A 14,930-nucleotide genomic window follows, 5' to 3' on the forward strand; every position below is an offset into this window, starting at 1 on the left:
CGCCCCTTAATCCCCGCTCCCTCGATGTCCCGTACGCTCCAGCTCGCCGAACAACTGATCTCGCGCCCTTCCGTCACCCCCGACGACGCGGGTTGCCAACAGATCCTGGGCGAACGCCTCGCCGCGCTGGGCTTCACGCTGGAAACCATCGAGAGCGGCCCGGCCGATTTCCGGGTCACCAACCTCTGGGCCGTGCGCCGCCCGACGAATGGCAAAGCGACGAAGACGCTGGTCTTCGCCGGCCACACCGACGTGGTGCCCACCGGCCCGCTCGACCAGTGGAGCAGCCACCCCTTCACGCCCACGCACCGCGACGGCAAGCTCTACGGCCGCGGCGCCTGCGACATGAAGACCTCGGTCGCGGCCTTCGTGACCTCCATCGAAGAGTTTTTGCAGGGCGAGCCCGACCCGGCGCTCACACTGGCCCTGCTGCTGACGAGCGACGAGGAAGGCCCGGGCGTCGACGGCACCGTGATCGTCTGCAACGCGCTGGCCGCACGCGGTGAAACCATCGACTACTGCATCGTCGGCGAGCCCACCTCGGTCACGCGCTGCGGCGACATGATCAAGAACGGCCGCCGCGGCACCATGAGCGGCAAGCTCACGGTGAACGGCGTGCAGGGTCACATCGCCTACCCGCACCTGGCGAAGAACCCGGTGCACGCCGTGGCGCCCGCGCTGGCCGAGCTCGTGGCGATCAACGCCGCCGGCGGCTGGGACGCGCAAAGCAACCCCTACTTCCAGCCCACCAGCTGGCAGATCAGCAATTTCCATTCGGGCACCGGCGCGAGCAACGTGATTCCGGGCAGCGCGGTGATCGACTTCAACTTCCGCTTCTCGACCGAATCGACGCCCGAATCGCTGCAGCAGCGCGTGCACGCCGTGCTCGACGCGCACGGCGTCGACTACACGCTGGCCTGGACCGTCGGCGGCCTGCCCTTCCTGACCACGCCCGGCGAACTCGTCACGGCCGTGCAGGCGGCGATCCGCGAAGAAACCGGCCTGGACACCGAGCTGTCGACCAGCGGCGGTACCAGCGACGCGCGCTTCATCGCCAAGATCTGCAAGCAGGTCGTCGAGTGCGGCCCGGTGAACGCCAGCATCCACAAGATCGACGAGCACATCGACGTCGCCGAGATCGAGACGCTGAAGAACATCTACCTGCGCACGCTGCGCGGGCTCGACGCGGCGCTCGCGCAATGAGCACGGTCATCGAACTGATCGAAGCCGGCGCCCAGCGCCTGACCGATGCCGGCGTGGCCTTCGGCCACGGCACCGCCAACGCCTTCGACGAAGCCGCCTGGCTCGTGCTGTGGCGCCTGAAGCAGCCGCTGGACGACATCGACGCCGTGGCCGACACCCCTGTGTCGCCGGCCGACGCTGCCAAGGTGGCCGCGCTCATTGACGAGCGCATCGCCACGCGCAAGCCTGCGGCCTACCTCACGAAAGAAGCCTGGCTGCAAGGCGTGCCCTTCTACGTGGACGAACGCGCCATCGTGCCGCGCAGCTTCATTGCCGAGCTGATCGCCGACGGCAGCATCGACTACTGGCTGGGCGAACACACGCAGCGCGTGCTCGACCTGTGCACCGGCAATGGCAGCCTCGCGGTGCTCGCGGCGCTCACCTACCCGGACGTGACGGTCGATGCGGCCGACCTGTCGGTCGAAGCGCTCGAAGTGGCCGCCATCAACGTCACGCGCCACGCGCTCGACGCCCGCGTCACGCTGATCGCATCGGACGGCCTGAAGAACGTGCCCGGTACGTACGACCTCGTGCTGTGCAACCCGCCCTATGTGAACAGCGCCAGCATGGCTGCGCTGCCCGCCGAATACCGCGCCGAGCCCGAACTGGCGCTGGCCGGCGGCACCGACGGCATGGACTTCGTGCGGCAACTGTTCGCCGACGCGCCCGCCCGCATGAGCGAGCAGGCCGTGCTGGTGCTCGAAATTGGCAACGAGCGCGATTACTTCGAGACGGCGTTTCCGCAGCTCGAGGTGGTCTGGCTCGAAACCTCGGCCGGCGAAGACCAGGTGCTGCTGGTCACCCGGACGGCGCTGCTGGCCGGCGCCGGCGTGCGTTAGCGGCGCCCGCCCAAGCCCCCTTTTCGCCTTGCATGCAGCCCCGTGGCTGCGCCCCCTTTCATCGGGTGATGTCCGCCTTTGCCCCTTCGCGCCGGCTCGCTGAAGGTCGGACGGGATAATCCCCCCTACGGTTCCTATTTCATGATTACTCTCAAAAACGTCATTCTTCGCCGCAGCGCCAAGAAACTGCTCGACGGCGCCACCGTCAATCTCAACCCCGGCGAAAAGGTCGGCCTGGTGGGACGCAACGGCGCCGGCAAGTCGTCGCTGTTCGCGCTGTTCAACGGCACGCTGCACGAAGACGGCGGCGATTTCTACATTCCCAAGCAGTGGCGCATGGCCCAGGTCGCGCAGGACATGCCCGAGACCGAGGAGTCGGCCACCGACTTCGTGGTCGGCGGCGACACCCGCCTGACCGAGCTGCGCGCCACGCTGGCCGCCATCGAGGCCGCCTACGCCGAGAACCCCGACGATCCCGACATCGGCATGGAGCTGGCCCACGCCTACACCGACCTGGCCGATGCTGGCGAGCACGACGCCGTGCCGCGCGCGCAGGCGCTGGTGCTGGGCCTGGGCTTCAAGTCGCACGAGCTCGACGAGCCCGTCAACAGCTTCTCGGGCGGCTGGCGCATGCGCCTGCAACTGGCCCGCGCGCTGATGTGCCCGAGCGACCTGCTGCTGCTCGACGAACCGACCAACCACCTGGACTTGGACGCGCTCGTCTGGCTCGAAGCCTGGCTGCAGAAGTACGCCGGCACCATGATCGTCATCAGCCACGACCGCGAGTTTCTCGACGCCGTGACCGACGTCACCCTGCACATCGCCAACGCCCAGCTCACGCGCTACGGCGGCAACTACAGCAAGTTCGAGGACATGCGCGCGCTGCAGATGGAGCAGCAGCAGGTGGCCTTCAGCAAGCAGCAGGACAAGATCGCCCACCTGCAGAAGTTCATCGACCGCTTCAAGGCCAAGGCCAGCAAGGCCAAGCAGGCGCAAAGCCGCGTCAAGGCGCTGGAGCGCATGGAGCGCGTGGCGCCGCTGCTGGCCGAGGCCGACTTCACCTTCGAGTTCAAGGAGCCGGGCAACATCCCGAACCCGATGCTCTCGATCGACAAGGCGAGCTTCGGCTACGAGGTCGAAGGCGAAGCGCCCAAGACCATCCTGCGCGGCGTGAGCCGCTCGGTGCTGGCGGGCCAGCGCATCGGCATCCTGGGCGCCAACGGCCAGGGCAAGTCGACGCTGGTGAAGACCATTGCGCGCGAAATGGGCGCACTGGCCGGCGAAGTCACCGAGGGCAAGGGCCTGAACATCGGCTACTTCGCGCAGCAGGAACTCGACGTGCTGCGCCCACAGGACAACCCGCTCGAGCACATGGTGCGCATGGCGCGCGAACTCGGCAGCAATGCCAAGGAAGCCACCGGCGAGCAGGCCCTGCGTGGCTACCTGGGCAGCTTCAACTTCAGCGGCGACATGGTCAAGCAGCCCGTGGGCACCATGAGCGGCGGCGAAAAAGCCCGCCTCGTGCTCGCCATGATGGTCTGGCAGCGCCCCAACCTGCTGCTGCTGGACGAGCCCACCAACCACCTGGACCTCGCCACCCGCGAAGCCCTGGCCGTGGCGCTCAACGAGTTCGAAGGCACGCTGATGCTGGTGAGCCACGACCGTGCGCTGCTGCGTTCGGTGTGCGACGAGTTCTGGCTCGTGGGCCGCGGCGTCGTCACCGACTTCGACGGCGACCTGGACGACTACCAGCGCTACCTGCTCGACGAAGCCAAGCGCCTGCGCGAAGAAGCCAAGGTGGCCGTGCGCGAAGCGGACGCCGTGGCAGCGGCTGCGGCCGCCGCTGCAGCCGCCGCCCAGGCATCGACCAAGAGCAGCAGCAGCAGCAGCCACACCCCCGAGCAGCGCAAGCAGGACGCCCAGGAGCGCCAGCAGCGCAGCGAGCAGGCCAAGCCGCTGAAGAAGGAACTCGCCAAGATCGACGAGCGCATGGCGGCGGCCGGCACCGAGCGCGGCACGCTCGAAGCCCGGCTGGCCGAACCGCTGCCGCCCGCCGAGATCGCCGATGCCGGCAAGCGGCTGAAGGCGCTCAACGACGAGATCGCGCAGCTCGAAGAACGCTGGCTGGCGCTGTCCGACCAGCTCGAAGCGCTGGCCGCCTAAACCCTTTGGCCGCGCGCGGCTGGCCCCCGGCCGGCCGGCGCGGGCCGGGTAGCATGGCAAGGTCAGGGAACCCGCCAAGGAGCCACGCTGCATGCCTTCTTCGATCGAACTCGCCCGGGGCGATGAAAAACTCATCGCGGCCATCCACCGCAGCCGACGCCTGATCGGCCGCAAGGCCCTCATGGCCGCTGCCGCCAGCGCCATTCCGCTGCCCGGCGTCGACTGGATGGCCGACGCGGCGCTGCTCTCGCGCCTCGTGCCGCAGATCAGCGCCGAGTTCGGCCTCTCGGTCACCCAGGTCGAAAAGCTCGCGCCACACCAGCGCGAGCGCATCCAGAAGGCCGCCACCACGCTCGGCGCCCTGCTCGTCGGCCGGCTCGTCACGCGCGAGCTGCTCATGAAGCTCGCCCGCCACGCCGGCATCCGCCTCACCGCCAAGCAGGCGGCCAAGTACGTGCCCATTGCCGGGCAGGTGGTATCGGCCGCGCTGGGCTATGCCGCGCTGCGCGCGCTGGGCGAGCAGCACATCAAGGACTGCGTGCGCGTGAGCACCACGCTGGCCCTGACACCGCCTGAGCCTGCCGAACGGCTCAAGCCGGCCTGAGCCTCCCGCACCTGCCTTAGTCGCCCGCCGGCGGCGGCACAAAGTGCGCCGCCGGCCGCAGCGCCTCTTCCTTCATCCGCTGCTCGTAGGCCTTCAGCAGCGCGACGTAGTGACGCGACATCACGTCGCTCACCCGCCCCAGCCCGATCTTGCTGACCGTGGGCTGCGGAATGCCCGTGCGTTCCTGGATCTGCTTTTGCGTCAATCCCAGCGCCCGCAGCGCCTGCACCAACTCGCGTGGCTTCATATCGAACCCTCCCTTTTTTTAATATTCTAGAGTCCAATACGAATATTCATCTGCGCTTGAATCTCCACCCCATGGAGACTATTGCTTCTCGTGCCCTGGCCGCACGCAAATTCGCCAAGATGACGCAGAAGCAGGCCGAGGCCGCTTCGGGTGTCAAACAGTCGAGCATCTCGAAGATCGAGCGTGGCGACACCAGCCGGTCGATGAGCGTGCTCGCCCTGGCGCGCGCCTACCGCGCCGACCCCAACTGGCTCGACACCGGCGACGGCCCCGCCCCATGGGACGAGGTGCAGATCCGCCTGGCACGCGACAACGCCCACGAACCGCCCGGCCCCTACCGCGTCACCCGCATCCCGCCCGCGGGCCCGGGCTTCGCGCCGCAGACGCCCGGCACCGTACCGCTGATCACGTGGGAGCACGCGGGCGAATGGCGCGGCGCCGAATCGCCGCCCCGGCCCACGCTGGCCGAACGCTGGATTCCCTGCATCGCGCACCACAGCGCCGGCACCTACGCCCTGCGCGTGCGCGGCGACAGCATGACTTCGCCGCACGGGCACCTGAAGAGCTACCCGGCCGGATCGATCATTTTTGTCGACCCGCAACACACCACGCCCGACGACGGCGAGCGCGTGATCGCCAAGCTCGACGACGACACGAGCGGCGAAGTCACCTTCAAGGTCTACAAGGCAGACGCGGGCCGCCGCTGGCTGCTGCCGCTGAACCCCGCGCACGAAGCGGTGCGCGTGCCCTTCACCGTGCTGGGCACCGTGATCGGCAAGTGGGAAGACGAAGACTGAGAACCGAAAGGGCCTCTTTTCGCGAGGTCAGGTTGCGTACAGATTCGCTGGGCACAGTGAGGTTTCTCCCGGTGGCTTGCACCTCTGATCCTCCCTCCTCCAGCAAGTCACCCTTCCAGCCCGCCCTCGTGCGGGCTGTTTTTTTGCCTGCATGCTGCGCACTGACATGGAGGTTTTGAAGGGGTCGATTTATTTTGGTATATAATCCGCGGTTGCCCGAAACGATCGGGCATTTGCCTGGCCAGGCAAGCTGAATCTCATACCAGCGCGTCGAAGTCACAGCGACGAGAAAAACAACAATGACTTCCGCAAACGAATCTTTGCCGTAGCGTGGACCGCGTAAGAGTTCACGACCACATTCCGAACAAAGCCCTCCTCGTGAGGGCTTTTTCATTTCCGGCGCGCTGGCGGCCCCAAGGCGTTTGCCTGCCGTCAACCCCTCTTCTTTCCTACACGGTGTAACGGAATGCGGCCTACGCGGTTCCACGCGGGCGCAGGAGACGATTCGTTCACTATCAGCACAGGGAACAAAAGGGAATCACATGAGCCTCAGGGACATCCGCGAACGCTACGGCGTCAGCTTCGAAAGAGGAAGCCGCGTCATCTGCGGTGGCCGCCTCGGCACCGTCGCCGGCGCGAGCAATTCGCACATCCGCATCAAGTTCGACGGGCGCCAGATCAGCAGCCCGTGCGATCCCCTGGAGGTTCAGCCGTGCCACGAGGGCCTCACGGAGCTCGCCGCGCCGCAGGCACCCACAGTGCAAGACTGGCACGCCGCGGCGTAGCCTCTCGCAGCCCGTGGTCGGCGAGCCTCAAAAGCTGTGCCGAATCCCCACCCCGCTGGAGTTCACACCGTCGCCGCTGTAGGGCGTGAACGCGATCCCGCCCGCCGAGGCCGTCGCCCCGCCCTTGTTCGACAGGTGCAGCAAGCGCCCGTAGAGCACGGTGCGTTTGCTGAGCGCGTAGTCGTAGCCCAGCGTGATGCCGAACTGGCTGCGCGGGCTGCCGCTCACCTTGCGCTGGACGATGCCGGCGGTCCAGCGTGACAACCCGTCCTGGAACGACACCCCGAGATTGAGCAGCCGCGCGGAAGGCGTCGACGCTAGGCCGCCGCCCACGCGCATGCCGTTCGCGGCCACGGCCCAGGACTCGCCCAGGTCGATGCGCGCGCTGAGCGCGTCCACGCGCGTCACGACGGGCGACTTCACCGGCGCAGCGGCCGTTCCCGAACGCGCGCGGTAGAAGGAATAGGCCGCGTAGTACGGCGCCTTGTCGTACCCCACCGCCCCGCCGTAGAACTCGCCGCTGCGCTTGCTGGCGGCGGACGACTCGCCGAACGCATACGCCAGGTCGAGCAGAAAGGCCTGCCCCGCCGGCGCGCGGTAACGCACCATGTTGCTGGCCCGGAACGCGAGCGGCGGGCCGAGCCCGGGTTGCGCATCGGTCTGGGCCGCGAGCACCAGCGGCGAGTAGATCGCGTTCATCCCGAACGGATCGGCGCGCAGGAAGGCATTGAACATCGGCGTGTACATGCGCCCCGCATCGACGCGGCCCCATGCGCCCGACAGCCCCACGAACGATTGGCGCGTGAACGAGATCTGCGGGCCGGGCAGCATGCCTGTGCCGGTGTCGGCATTCACGCCGGCCTCCAGCAGGAAGTTCGCCGCGAGCCCGCCGCCCAGGTCTTCCGTCCCGCGAAAGCCGAAGCGCGACGCGCCGTTGCCGCCATCCGCCAGTTGCGTGACCGAGCGCCCGCCCGAACTCACGCGTTGCACGAACAGGTCGACCATGCCGTACAGCTGCACGGTGCTTTGCGCGCAGGCGAAGCCGGTCCCCAGCAGCGCCGAAGCGGCCAGAATTTTTGTCTTCAAGGTTTTGTCTCCGTTGTTGTTCTTGCCCGCCTGATGCGGGCCCGTGGCTCTGTGCCGCGCGCTACACGGCGCGCAGTCCGAGCCGCTTCACGATCTGCCGCTGGCTTGCCAGTTCGGCCTCGAGTTCCGCCGTGAATTCGGCGCGCGAGCGGCTCACGGACGGGTACGACCCCGTGGACGCGAGCAGGCGCTTGATCTCTTCACTGCCCATCGCGTTTCGGAACGCGACGAGCGCGCGCTCGGCAATGTCGTCGGGCGTGTCCGCGTGCATCGCCATCCCGCCCCACGACTCGAAGGCATAGCGACCGCCGCCGCTTTCGGCAATCGTCGGCACCTGCGGGATCAGCGGCACACGGCGCGCGCTGCTCGTGGCCAGTGCGCGCAGCTTGCCGCTGGCGATCAACGGCATGGCGGCACCGAGCACGAGGATCGAGAAATCGATCTGCCCACCGATCAGCGCATTGATCGACTCGACCGCGCCCTTGTAGGGCACGTGCAGCGCCTTGAAGTTGCCGACGGCATCGGCCAGGTACTCGACGGCCAGGTGCGCGGGCGAGCCCGGCCCGGCCGAGCCGTAGGTGAGCGAGCCCGGCTTGCGGCGCCCCACCTCGATAAGCTCGCCCATGCTCTGGATGCGCGAACCGGTCGCGACCACGCACACGAAGGGCGAGGTGGTCAGCCGCGTCACGGGCTTCAGTTCGGCCAACAGGTCGAACTTCGGGTTCATCGCCGACAGCGTGACGATGCCCGACGACAGCGACATGAAGTTGTGCGCGTCCGATGCGCCCTTGGACACCATGCGCGCTGCGATCAGCCCCGACGCGCCGGGCTTGGCCTCCACGACGACGGGCTGCCCCAGCTGCGACTGGAGCGAAGGCCCGAGCTGGCGCGCCAGCATGTCGGGCGTTCCGCCCGCGGGGTAAGGCACGACGATCCGCAAGGGCTTGGTCGGCCATGCGGCGGTGGTGGCCTGCGCGCGGCCCGGCAGGCCGAGCACGGACGCGGGGGCGAGCGATGCGAGGGCCCAGGCCAGGCCTTGCCTGCGCGAGATGAGGGGGTTCATGGCGATCCTTCCTTCGTGCTTGGTGTGAGGCGGGCTTCAGTCGAGCTGCGCTTGCGCTTCCGGCCGGTTGGCGATGCTGTCGGGCGCCTGCGCGCCCGGCGTCACCCAGACCCGCGCGATTCGACCGGTGAAGGCGAAGGTGCCGCGCCCTTCGTAGAGGCGGCTCACCTTGCGCTTGCGGTCGAGGCCCACATCGACGCCCTCGCCGCCCAAGCGCAGGAAGGTCGGCGTCATGTCGATGCGCAGGTCGTGGGGCTGGCCGTCGAGCACGAGCGTGCCCTCGCCCCGGCGCGCGCCGAGTGCCCGGTGTTCGAGCGTGAAGCGGTGCGTGCCGGCGCCCAGCGCAATGGCGACCGAACGTTGCACGGACGCACCCGCCGTGAAGGCCACGTGCAGCTGTCCGTCCAGCACGAAGGCTGCCAGGCCGTTCATGTTGTCGCCGATGGCGTAGAGCACGCCGGTGTCTTCACCCGTGCATTCGAATTCGCAGTCGATGCGGTAGTCGCGGTCGGCAATGAGCGCCGCGATCACGATGGGCGACGCGGTGCCAGTGCCTGGATAGAAGGTGCGCACACGCGCGCTCTCTTCTTCCAGGAACGGCGGCAGGCCCAGCACGCGCCGGTTGTCGCGGTTGTCCAGCGGGTAGACGTAGTTCGCCTCGGCATCGCGCTCGAAGGCCTCGATGAGTTCGCGCAGCTTCTGCGGCTCGTGCGCCGCGAGGTCATTGCACTCGGTCGGGTCGGCCTCCAGGTCGAACAGCAGCCACTGGTCGAGCGCGATGGGCGTGCCCGGCGGCTGCAGCGACACGATCTTCCAGTGCCCGCTGATGTAGCCCCGGTTGCCCTCGAGTTCGAAGTGCTGCCGCTCGCGCGCCGACGGGTGGGCCGGGTCGGTCAGCATGCCCTTGAAGCTCACGCCGTCGAGGCCGCGCGTGCGGTAGCCGTTGAAGGCCTGCGGGTAGTCGGTGCCCAGCAGGTCGAGCAGGGTCGGCACCAGGTCGCTGACATGGATCCACTGGCGCCGGATCGCGCCGGGGTCAGGTACCTTGTTCGGCCAGCTCGCGATGAACGGCACGCGGATGCCGCCGTTCATGGGCGTGCGCTTGTAGAAGCGGAACGGCGTGTTCGAGGCGTTGGCCCACCCTGCCGGGTACGCGGGAAACGAGTCGGCGCCGCCGAGGCGGCCGTCGAGGTACAGCGAGCGCGCGAGTTGCGGGTCTTCGGTGCGCGTGACGCGCTTCTCGTAGATGTTGGCCGCGCCCTCCAGCCCGCCGATCGACGAGGCGCCGTTGTCCGACGTGAGCACGATCAGCGTGTCTTCGAACACGCCCAGCTGCTTGAGCTCGTCCACCAGCCGGCCGATGTTGCGGTCGAGGTTCTGCACCATGGCCGCGTAGATCTGCATGTACTGCGACATCACGGGCTTCTGCTCGTCAGGCACATCGGCCCACGGCTTCACGCCAGGGCTCTCAGGAGACAGGCGCCAGTCCGGCGGCACCAGGCCCGACGCGACCTGGCGCGCGAAGCGCTGCTTGCGCGTGGCGTCCCAGCCTTCGGCGTACACGCCGTCGTAGGCCGCGATGTCTTCGGGCTTCGCGTGCAGCGGCACGTGCGGCGCGTTGTGCGCGAGGTAGAGCAGGAAGGGTTTGTCGGGCGCTGCGCTGCGGTGCGACCGCAGGTACTTGATGGAGCGGTCGGTCCAGTCGTCGGTGCAGTAGTAGTCCTTGGGCAGCTCGTCGATATCAGCGACGTCGTTGCCTTCGATGAGCTGGCCCGGCGAGAAGAAATGCGTCTCGGCGCCGAGGAATCCGTAGAAGTGATCGAAGCCGCGCTGCAGCGGCCACGCCGTGCGCGATGCCGCGGCGCTCACGTGGTAGTCGGCCGTGTTGTGCCACTTGCCGACCGCGTAGGTGGCGTAACCCGCCTCGCGCAGCAGCTCGGGCAGCGTCGGCGCGTCGAGGCTGATCTCGCCGGCCTGATAACCCGGATAGCCGGGGTTGTTGTGCGTGAGCCAGCCGCAGCCGACCGAATGCGGGTTCTTGCCCGTCATCATGGCCGCACGCGCCGGCGTGCACATCGGCACCGTGGTGTAGCCCGTGAAGCGCAGGCCGTGCGCGGCCAGGGCGTCGATGTGCGGTGTCTGGATCTCGCTGCCGAAGCAGCCGAAGTCCGAGAAGCCGAGGTCGTCCAGCAGGATGACCACCACGTTGGGCGCACCGGCGGGCGCCTTCTGCTCCGGCCGCCACCAAGGCTTGGAGGTGCCCAGGGTCTTGCCGATGGTGGCGCCGTGGTCGCGGCCTGGGTCGGCGCTGCGCAGCAGGTCGTCCGCGTTGTGAGCTTGTTTCAAGAGTGCTTCTCCAGGATGAGGTCGGCCGCCTTCTCGCCGATGGCGATCGACGCGGCATTGGTGTTCGACGACGGCATCGTCGGCATGATCGAAGAGTCGACGACGCGCAGGCCCTGCACGCCGCGCACACGCAGGCTGGCGTCGACCACGGCCATTGGGTCCTTGCCCATCTTGCAGGTGCCGATCGGGTGCCACGAGGTCTGGCCGCAGCCGCGGATGTAGCTCAGCAGTTCGTCGTCGGATTCGATGTCCAGGCCGGGGCGCGTCTCGCGCTTCACGTACGCAGCCAACGCCGGCTGACGGGCCACGCGGCGCGCCAGCCGCAATGCGCTCAGCATGGCGTCGACGTCGGCGGGGTCGCTCAGGTAGCGCGGGTCCATCGCCGGGTCGTCGGTGGCCGAGCGCGTGACGGCATGCACCTCGCCGCGCGACTGCGGACGCAACTGGAACAGGCCGATGCCGAAGCCCGGGAACGGATCGGTGCCCGCCCCCTTGCTGCGCGAGTAGCGGTCCTTGCCCGTGATGTGGTGCATCTGGATCTTCACCATCGGGCGCTCGTCGCGTGCATCGGCGCGGGCCAGTGCGTGCGCCGTGGCCGAGGGCGTGGCCATCATGCCGCGCCCGGTCAGCAGGTAGCGCGCGCCCATCAGGCCCTGGCGCAGCGGGCTGCTCACCACCTCGTTCAGCGTGACGCGCTGGCTGCACTCGAAGGTGATGCGCGCCTGCAGATGGTCAATGAGGTTTTCGCCCACGCCGGGTGCGTGGTGCGCCACGTCGATGCCCAGTGCCTGCAACCGGTCGCCGTGCCCGATGCCCGAGAGTTCGAGCAGCTGCGGCGACTTGATCGGCCCGGCGCTGAGGATCACCTCGGCCCGCGCGCGGGCCCGGCGCTTCACGCCGCCGTGCAGGTAGTCGATGCCTACGGCGCGGCGGTTCTCGAGCACGATGCCCAGCGCGACCGCCTCGGTGCGCAGGTCGAGCGAGGCGGGCCGGCTGTCGCCCAGGTAGCCGCGCGCCGTGCCGCAGCGGCGCCCGTTCGCGGTGTTCAGCTGCAGGTAGGAAACGCCTTCGTACTGGCCACCGTTGTAATCCGGCGTGGCGGGAATGCCCGCCTCCACGCAGGCCTGCACGAACGCGCTGCCCAGCGGCTGCGGGTCGCCCGCCAGGCTGGTCACGCCGATGGGGCCGGTGCGGCCGCGTTGACTCTCGTCGCCGCCCGCGTACGACTCCATGCGCTTGAAGTACGGCAGCAGGTCGGCGTAGCCCCAGCCCGGGTTGCCGAGGTCGCGCCAGTGGTCGAACTCGCGCGGTTCGCCGCGCACGTAGATCATGCCGTTGACGGAGCTGGAGCCACCGGGCAGCCTGCCGCGCGGCCAGTAGATGCGCTGGTTGCCCAGGCCCGCCTGCGGTGCGGTCTGGAACGGCCACACGTAGTCCGGGTTGGTCAGCAGCTTCGCAATGCCCAGCGGCGTGCGCACCCAGAAGTCGTTCTGCCGCGGCTGGCCCGCTTCGAGCAAGAGCACACTTGTCTGCGGGCGCTGCGCCAGACGGTGCGCCAGCGCCGCACCGGACGAGCCCGCGCCCACGACGATGTAGTCGAAGTCTTCGGTCTGCATGGCCTCGTCCTTCACGACGCGGGCGCCTGCAGCCAGGCCCGCAACGCGCGTGCGCCGTCGCCCATGCGCGAGAACTGGAGGTCGGGCATTTCCGTCTGCACGCCGCCCGCGGCCAGACGCGAGGGCAAGGGCTCGACCTGGAGTTCAGCGAAGCACGGACCCGGCTGGTCTTTCAGACGCGCAAAGCCGGCGGCCCACTCGGCGGCGTTGTCGAAACGCTCGGCCTGCACGTAGCCGGCCGCACGCGCATGCGCGGCGAGGTCGCAGCCTTCGACGGGCGCCTTCAGGTTGGCCAGCCCGGTGAACTGCGTGCCGTTGCGCAGCACCACGTGCAGCAGGTTGCGTGGACGCTGGCTTGCCACGCTCACCAGGCCGCCGAGTTCCAGCAGCAGGCTCGCATCGCCATCGACCACGATCACCTGGCGGTCGGGCCGCGCCAGTGCCAGGCCCAGCCCCAGGCAGGCGGCACCGCCCATCAGCGGCACGGAGTCGACACGCCCGTGGCGCACCTCGAGCGCATCGAGCAGGAACATCGCGCCCATCGTGGAGACGATGACGGCGTCTTCGCGGCCCTGTGCGATGACGCGGCAGGCTTCGATCATTTGCATGGTCATGTGTGTCTCCTCAATGCCAGGCCATGGGGGCACCGACGATCAGCACGACCGGGCCACCGCGCGCCTCGGCCTCTTCAAACGCGGCGTCCATGCAGCGCAGGTCGTCTTCGCTGTCGAGCCGGTGAAAGGGAATGTCGAGCGTCTGCAGCATCGGCTCGAGCAGGCGGACCATGGTGCGGCGCGACTGCGTGCTGGGCTTGTCGAAGTTGTCGAACTCGCGGCCGAACTGGCCGACCATGAGCACCAGCGGAATCTGCGCGTCGAGACCCACGGCGCGCAGCGTGTTGATGCAGTTGTAGAAGCCCTGGTTCTGCATCACCACGAGGGCGCGAGCACCCCCTATGTACAATCCCGCCGCCAGTGTCAGGCACTGGTTTTCGTTGCAGCAATTGGCGAGATCGATGCCGGCCTCGGGCGCCTCCAGGCGCGAATGAAGCGAGAGCTGGACCCAGTCGGGAACCGTGACCACATGCCGCACGGCGCAGCGCTGCAGGGCGGCCACGGCGGCACTTGCGGGGATCGGATGGGAGACAGAAGCGTGCATGTTGTATCTCTGGTGTTCGGGTGCCGTGTAGTGTGGGAACACACGCCTTTTCCGTCTGTCGGGTACCCGACGTCCACGGCTCGGGTTTACGCGCAATGAAGACGCGCGCCGAACCGCTCATGCAGGCCCTGGCCGCCGTGCCGTGGCTGCAGGCCAGCGGAAACGCGGTGGTCGAACGCCTGGCCGACGCCTCGCACCTGCAGCACCTCGTCGACGGACAGACGGTGGCCACGCGCGGCACGCAAACGTCTCACCTGGTCGTCATCGCGAGCGGCACGCTCGAACTCAGCATGACGAACGCACAGGGCAAGCGACACACCACGAGCCCGCTCGGCAAGGGCCAGGTGTTCGGGTTGATTCCACTGCTCGATGGATCGACGCTCATCCACGACGTGTGTGCGCGCGGCGCGAGCAGCATCGTGGTCGTGCCGCGCGATGCCATCCTGTCGACGATGGAAGCGCAGCCGACGCTGGCGATGCAGATGCTCCTGCTGCTGTGCCAGCGGGCGCGACACAACTACGAGGTGCTGGCGGGGTTGTCGCTGTTGCCGCTGCACGTGCGTGTCGTGCGACTTCTGCTGGACCTGTCGTCCAGCCATTCGAGCCTGCGCATCCATCTGACCCAGGCCGCGCTCGCGGACATGCTGGGCGCGTCGCGGCAGAGCGTCAATCTCGAGCTGAAGAAGCTGGAGCGCAGCGGGGCGATTGCAATCTCGCGTGGCGACATCGAGATTCTCGATTCAGGCCAGCTGCAGGCGATTGCAGGGAGCTAGCGCCCCGAGCTCAGAACGGCGGCAGGAGCGCGCCGGCGCAGCAGAAAAAAGAAAAGCCGCTATTCCTGAAAATAGCGGCTTGTCTGGTAGCCAAGAAAAGGGGTGGTAGGACGTACTGGATTCGAACCAGTGACCAACGGATTAAAAGTCCGCTGCTCTACCAACTGAGCTAACGTCCCGGAACCATTTTTCTTGCTTCTTGCCGACGTTG

General features: G+C 68.1%; 14 protein-coding genes and 1 tRNA gene. 7 read left to right on the plus strand and 8 right to left on the minus strand.

Annotated features, from left to right (window positions below):
* The first annotated feature begins 24 nt into the window (after positions 1 to 24).
* From dapE to CY658_RS19225, 4 genes are all read left to right on the plus strand, one after another.
* Complete coding sequence (gene dapE / locus CY658_RS19210; protein ID WP_101491714.1) at positions 25 to 1,203, plus strand: succinyl-diaminopimelate desuccinylase; 1,179 nt, start codon at positions 25 to 27, stop codon at positions 1,201 to 1,203.
* Positions 1,200 to 2,081 (plus strand): 50S ribosomal protein L3 N(5)-glutamine methyltransferase, encoded by an 882-nt coding sequence (prmB, locus tag CY658_RS19215; RefSeq protein WP_101491715.1) that lies wholly within the window; start codon positions 1,200 to 1,202, stop codon positions 2,079 to 2,081. The genes dapE and prmB overlap by 4 nt, the downstream gene beginning before the upstream one ends.
* 141 nt (positions 2,082 to 2,222) lie before the next feature.
* Positions 2,223 to 4,244 (plus strand): ABC-F family ATP-binding cassette domain-containing protein, encoded by a 2,022-nt coding sequence (locus CY658_RS19220; RefSeq protein WP_101491716.1) that lies wholly within the window; start codon positions 2,223 to 2,225, stop codon positions 4,242 to 4,244.
* Positions 4,245 to 4,335: 91 nt separating this feature from the next.
* Entirely contained in the window at positions 4,336 to 4,848 is a 513-nt protein-coding gene (locus CY658_RS19225) for a hypothetical protein (protein WP_101491717.1), read from the plus strand.
* A gap of 16 nt (positions 4,849 to 4,864) precedes the next feature.
* On the opposite strand, the gene CY658_RS19230 is transcribed toward CY658_RS19225, so the two are convergent.
* Complete coding sequence (locus tag CY658_RS19230) at positions 4,865 to 5,095, minus strand: helix-turn-helix domain-containing protein (RefSeq protein ID WP_101491718.1); 231 nt, start codon at positions 5,093 to 5,095, stop codon at positions 4,865 to 4,867.
* Positions 5,096 to 5,166: 71 nt separating this feature from the next.
* On the opposite strand from CY658_RS19230, the gene CY658_RS19235 reads away from it, so the two are divergent.
* Both CY658_RS19235 and CY658_RS19240 read left to right on the plus strand, forming a co-directional pair.
* Positions 5,167 to 5,892: a helix-turn-helix domain-containing protein gene (locus CY658_RS19235; RefSeq protein WP_101491719.1), complete on the plus strand. Its 726-nt coding sequence runs from the start codon at positions 5,167 to 5,169 to the stop codon at positions 5,890 to 5,892.
* A 542-nt stretch (positions 5,893 to 6,434) separates the two neighbouring features.
* The gene (locus tag CY658_RS19240; protein WP_101491720.1) at positions 6,435 to 6,677 is read left to right on the plus strand and encodes a hypothetical protein; all 243 of its coding nucleotides are present in this window, start codon (positions 6,435 to 6,437) and stop codon (positions 6,675 to 6,677) included.
* Between the two features lie 27 nt (positions 6,678 to 6,704).
* Here CY658_RS19240 and CY658_RS19245 read toward each other — a convergent pair whose 3' ends face one another.
* The 6 genes from CY658_RS19245 to CY658_RS19270 form a co-directional block, all read right to left on the minus strand.
* Entirely contained in the window at positions 6,705 to 7,763 is a 1,059-nt protein-coding gene (locus CY658_RS19245) for a porin (RefSeq protein ID WP_101491721.1), read from the minus strand.
* Positions 7,764 to 7,824: 61 nt separating this feature from the next.
* A complete protein-coding gene (locus CY658_RS19250; RefSeq protein ID WP_101491722.1) occupies positions 7,825 to 8,826 on the minus strand; it encodes a Bug family tripartite tricarboxylate transporter substrate binding protein in 1,002 nt (333 codons plus the stop codon).
* Positions 8,827 to 8,862: 36 nt separating this feature from the next.
* A complete protein-coding gene (locus CY658_RS19255) occupies positions 8,863 to 11,172 on the minus strand; it encodes an arylsulfatase (protein WP_257884926.1) in 2,310 nt (769 codons plus the stop codon).
* A complete protein-coding gene (locus CY658_RS19260) occupies positions 11,169 to 12,788 on the minus strand; it encodes a GMC family oxidoreductase (protein ID WP_101491920.1) in 1,620 nt (539 codons plus the stop codon). The genes CY658_RS19255 and CY658_RS19260 overlap by 4 nt, the downstream gene beginning before the upstream one ends.
* 11 nt (positions 12,789 to 12,799) lie before the next feature.
* Positions 12,800 to 13,402, minus strand: coding sequence for a thiamine pyrophosphate-dependent enzyme (locus tag CY658_RS19265; protein WP_101491723.1), 603 nt, complete (start codon positions 13,400 to 13,402; stop codon positions 12,800 to 12,802).
* Between the two features lie 10 nt (positions 13,403 to 13,412).
* Entirely contained in the window at positions 13,413 to 13,946 is a 534-nt protein-coding gene (locus CY658_RS19270) for a thiamine pyrophosphate-binding protein (RefSeq protein WP_101491724.1), read from the minus strand.
* Positions 13,947 to 14,041: 95 nt separating this feature from the next.
* Between CY658_RS19270 and CY658_RS19275 the strand changes: the two genes are divergently transcribed.
* Entirely contained in the window at positions 14,042 to 14,719 is a 678-nt protein-coding gene (locus CY658_RS19275) for a Crp/Fnr family transcriptional regulator (RefSeq protein ID WP_101491725.1), read from the plus strand.
* Positions 14,720 to 14,822: 103 nt separating this feature from the next.
* On the opposite strand, the gene CY658_RS19280 is transcribed toward CY658_RS19275, so the two are convergent.
* Positions 14,823 to 14,898 (minus strand) — tRNA-Lys (locus CY658_RS19280).
* Positions 14,899 to 14,930 lie beyond the last annotated feature (32 nt).

It is taken from the genome of Variovorax sp. RO1, from assembly GCF_002849325.1.
In the GTDB taxonomy this organism is placed as follows: Bacteria; Pseudomonadota; Gammaproteobacteria; order Burkholderiales; family Burkholderiaceae_C; genus Variovorax.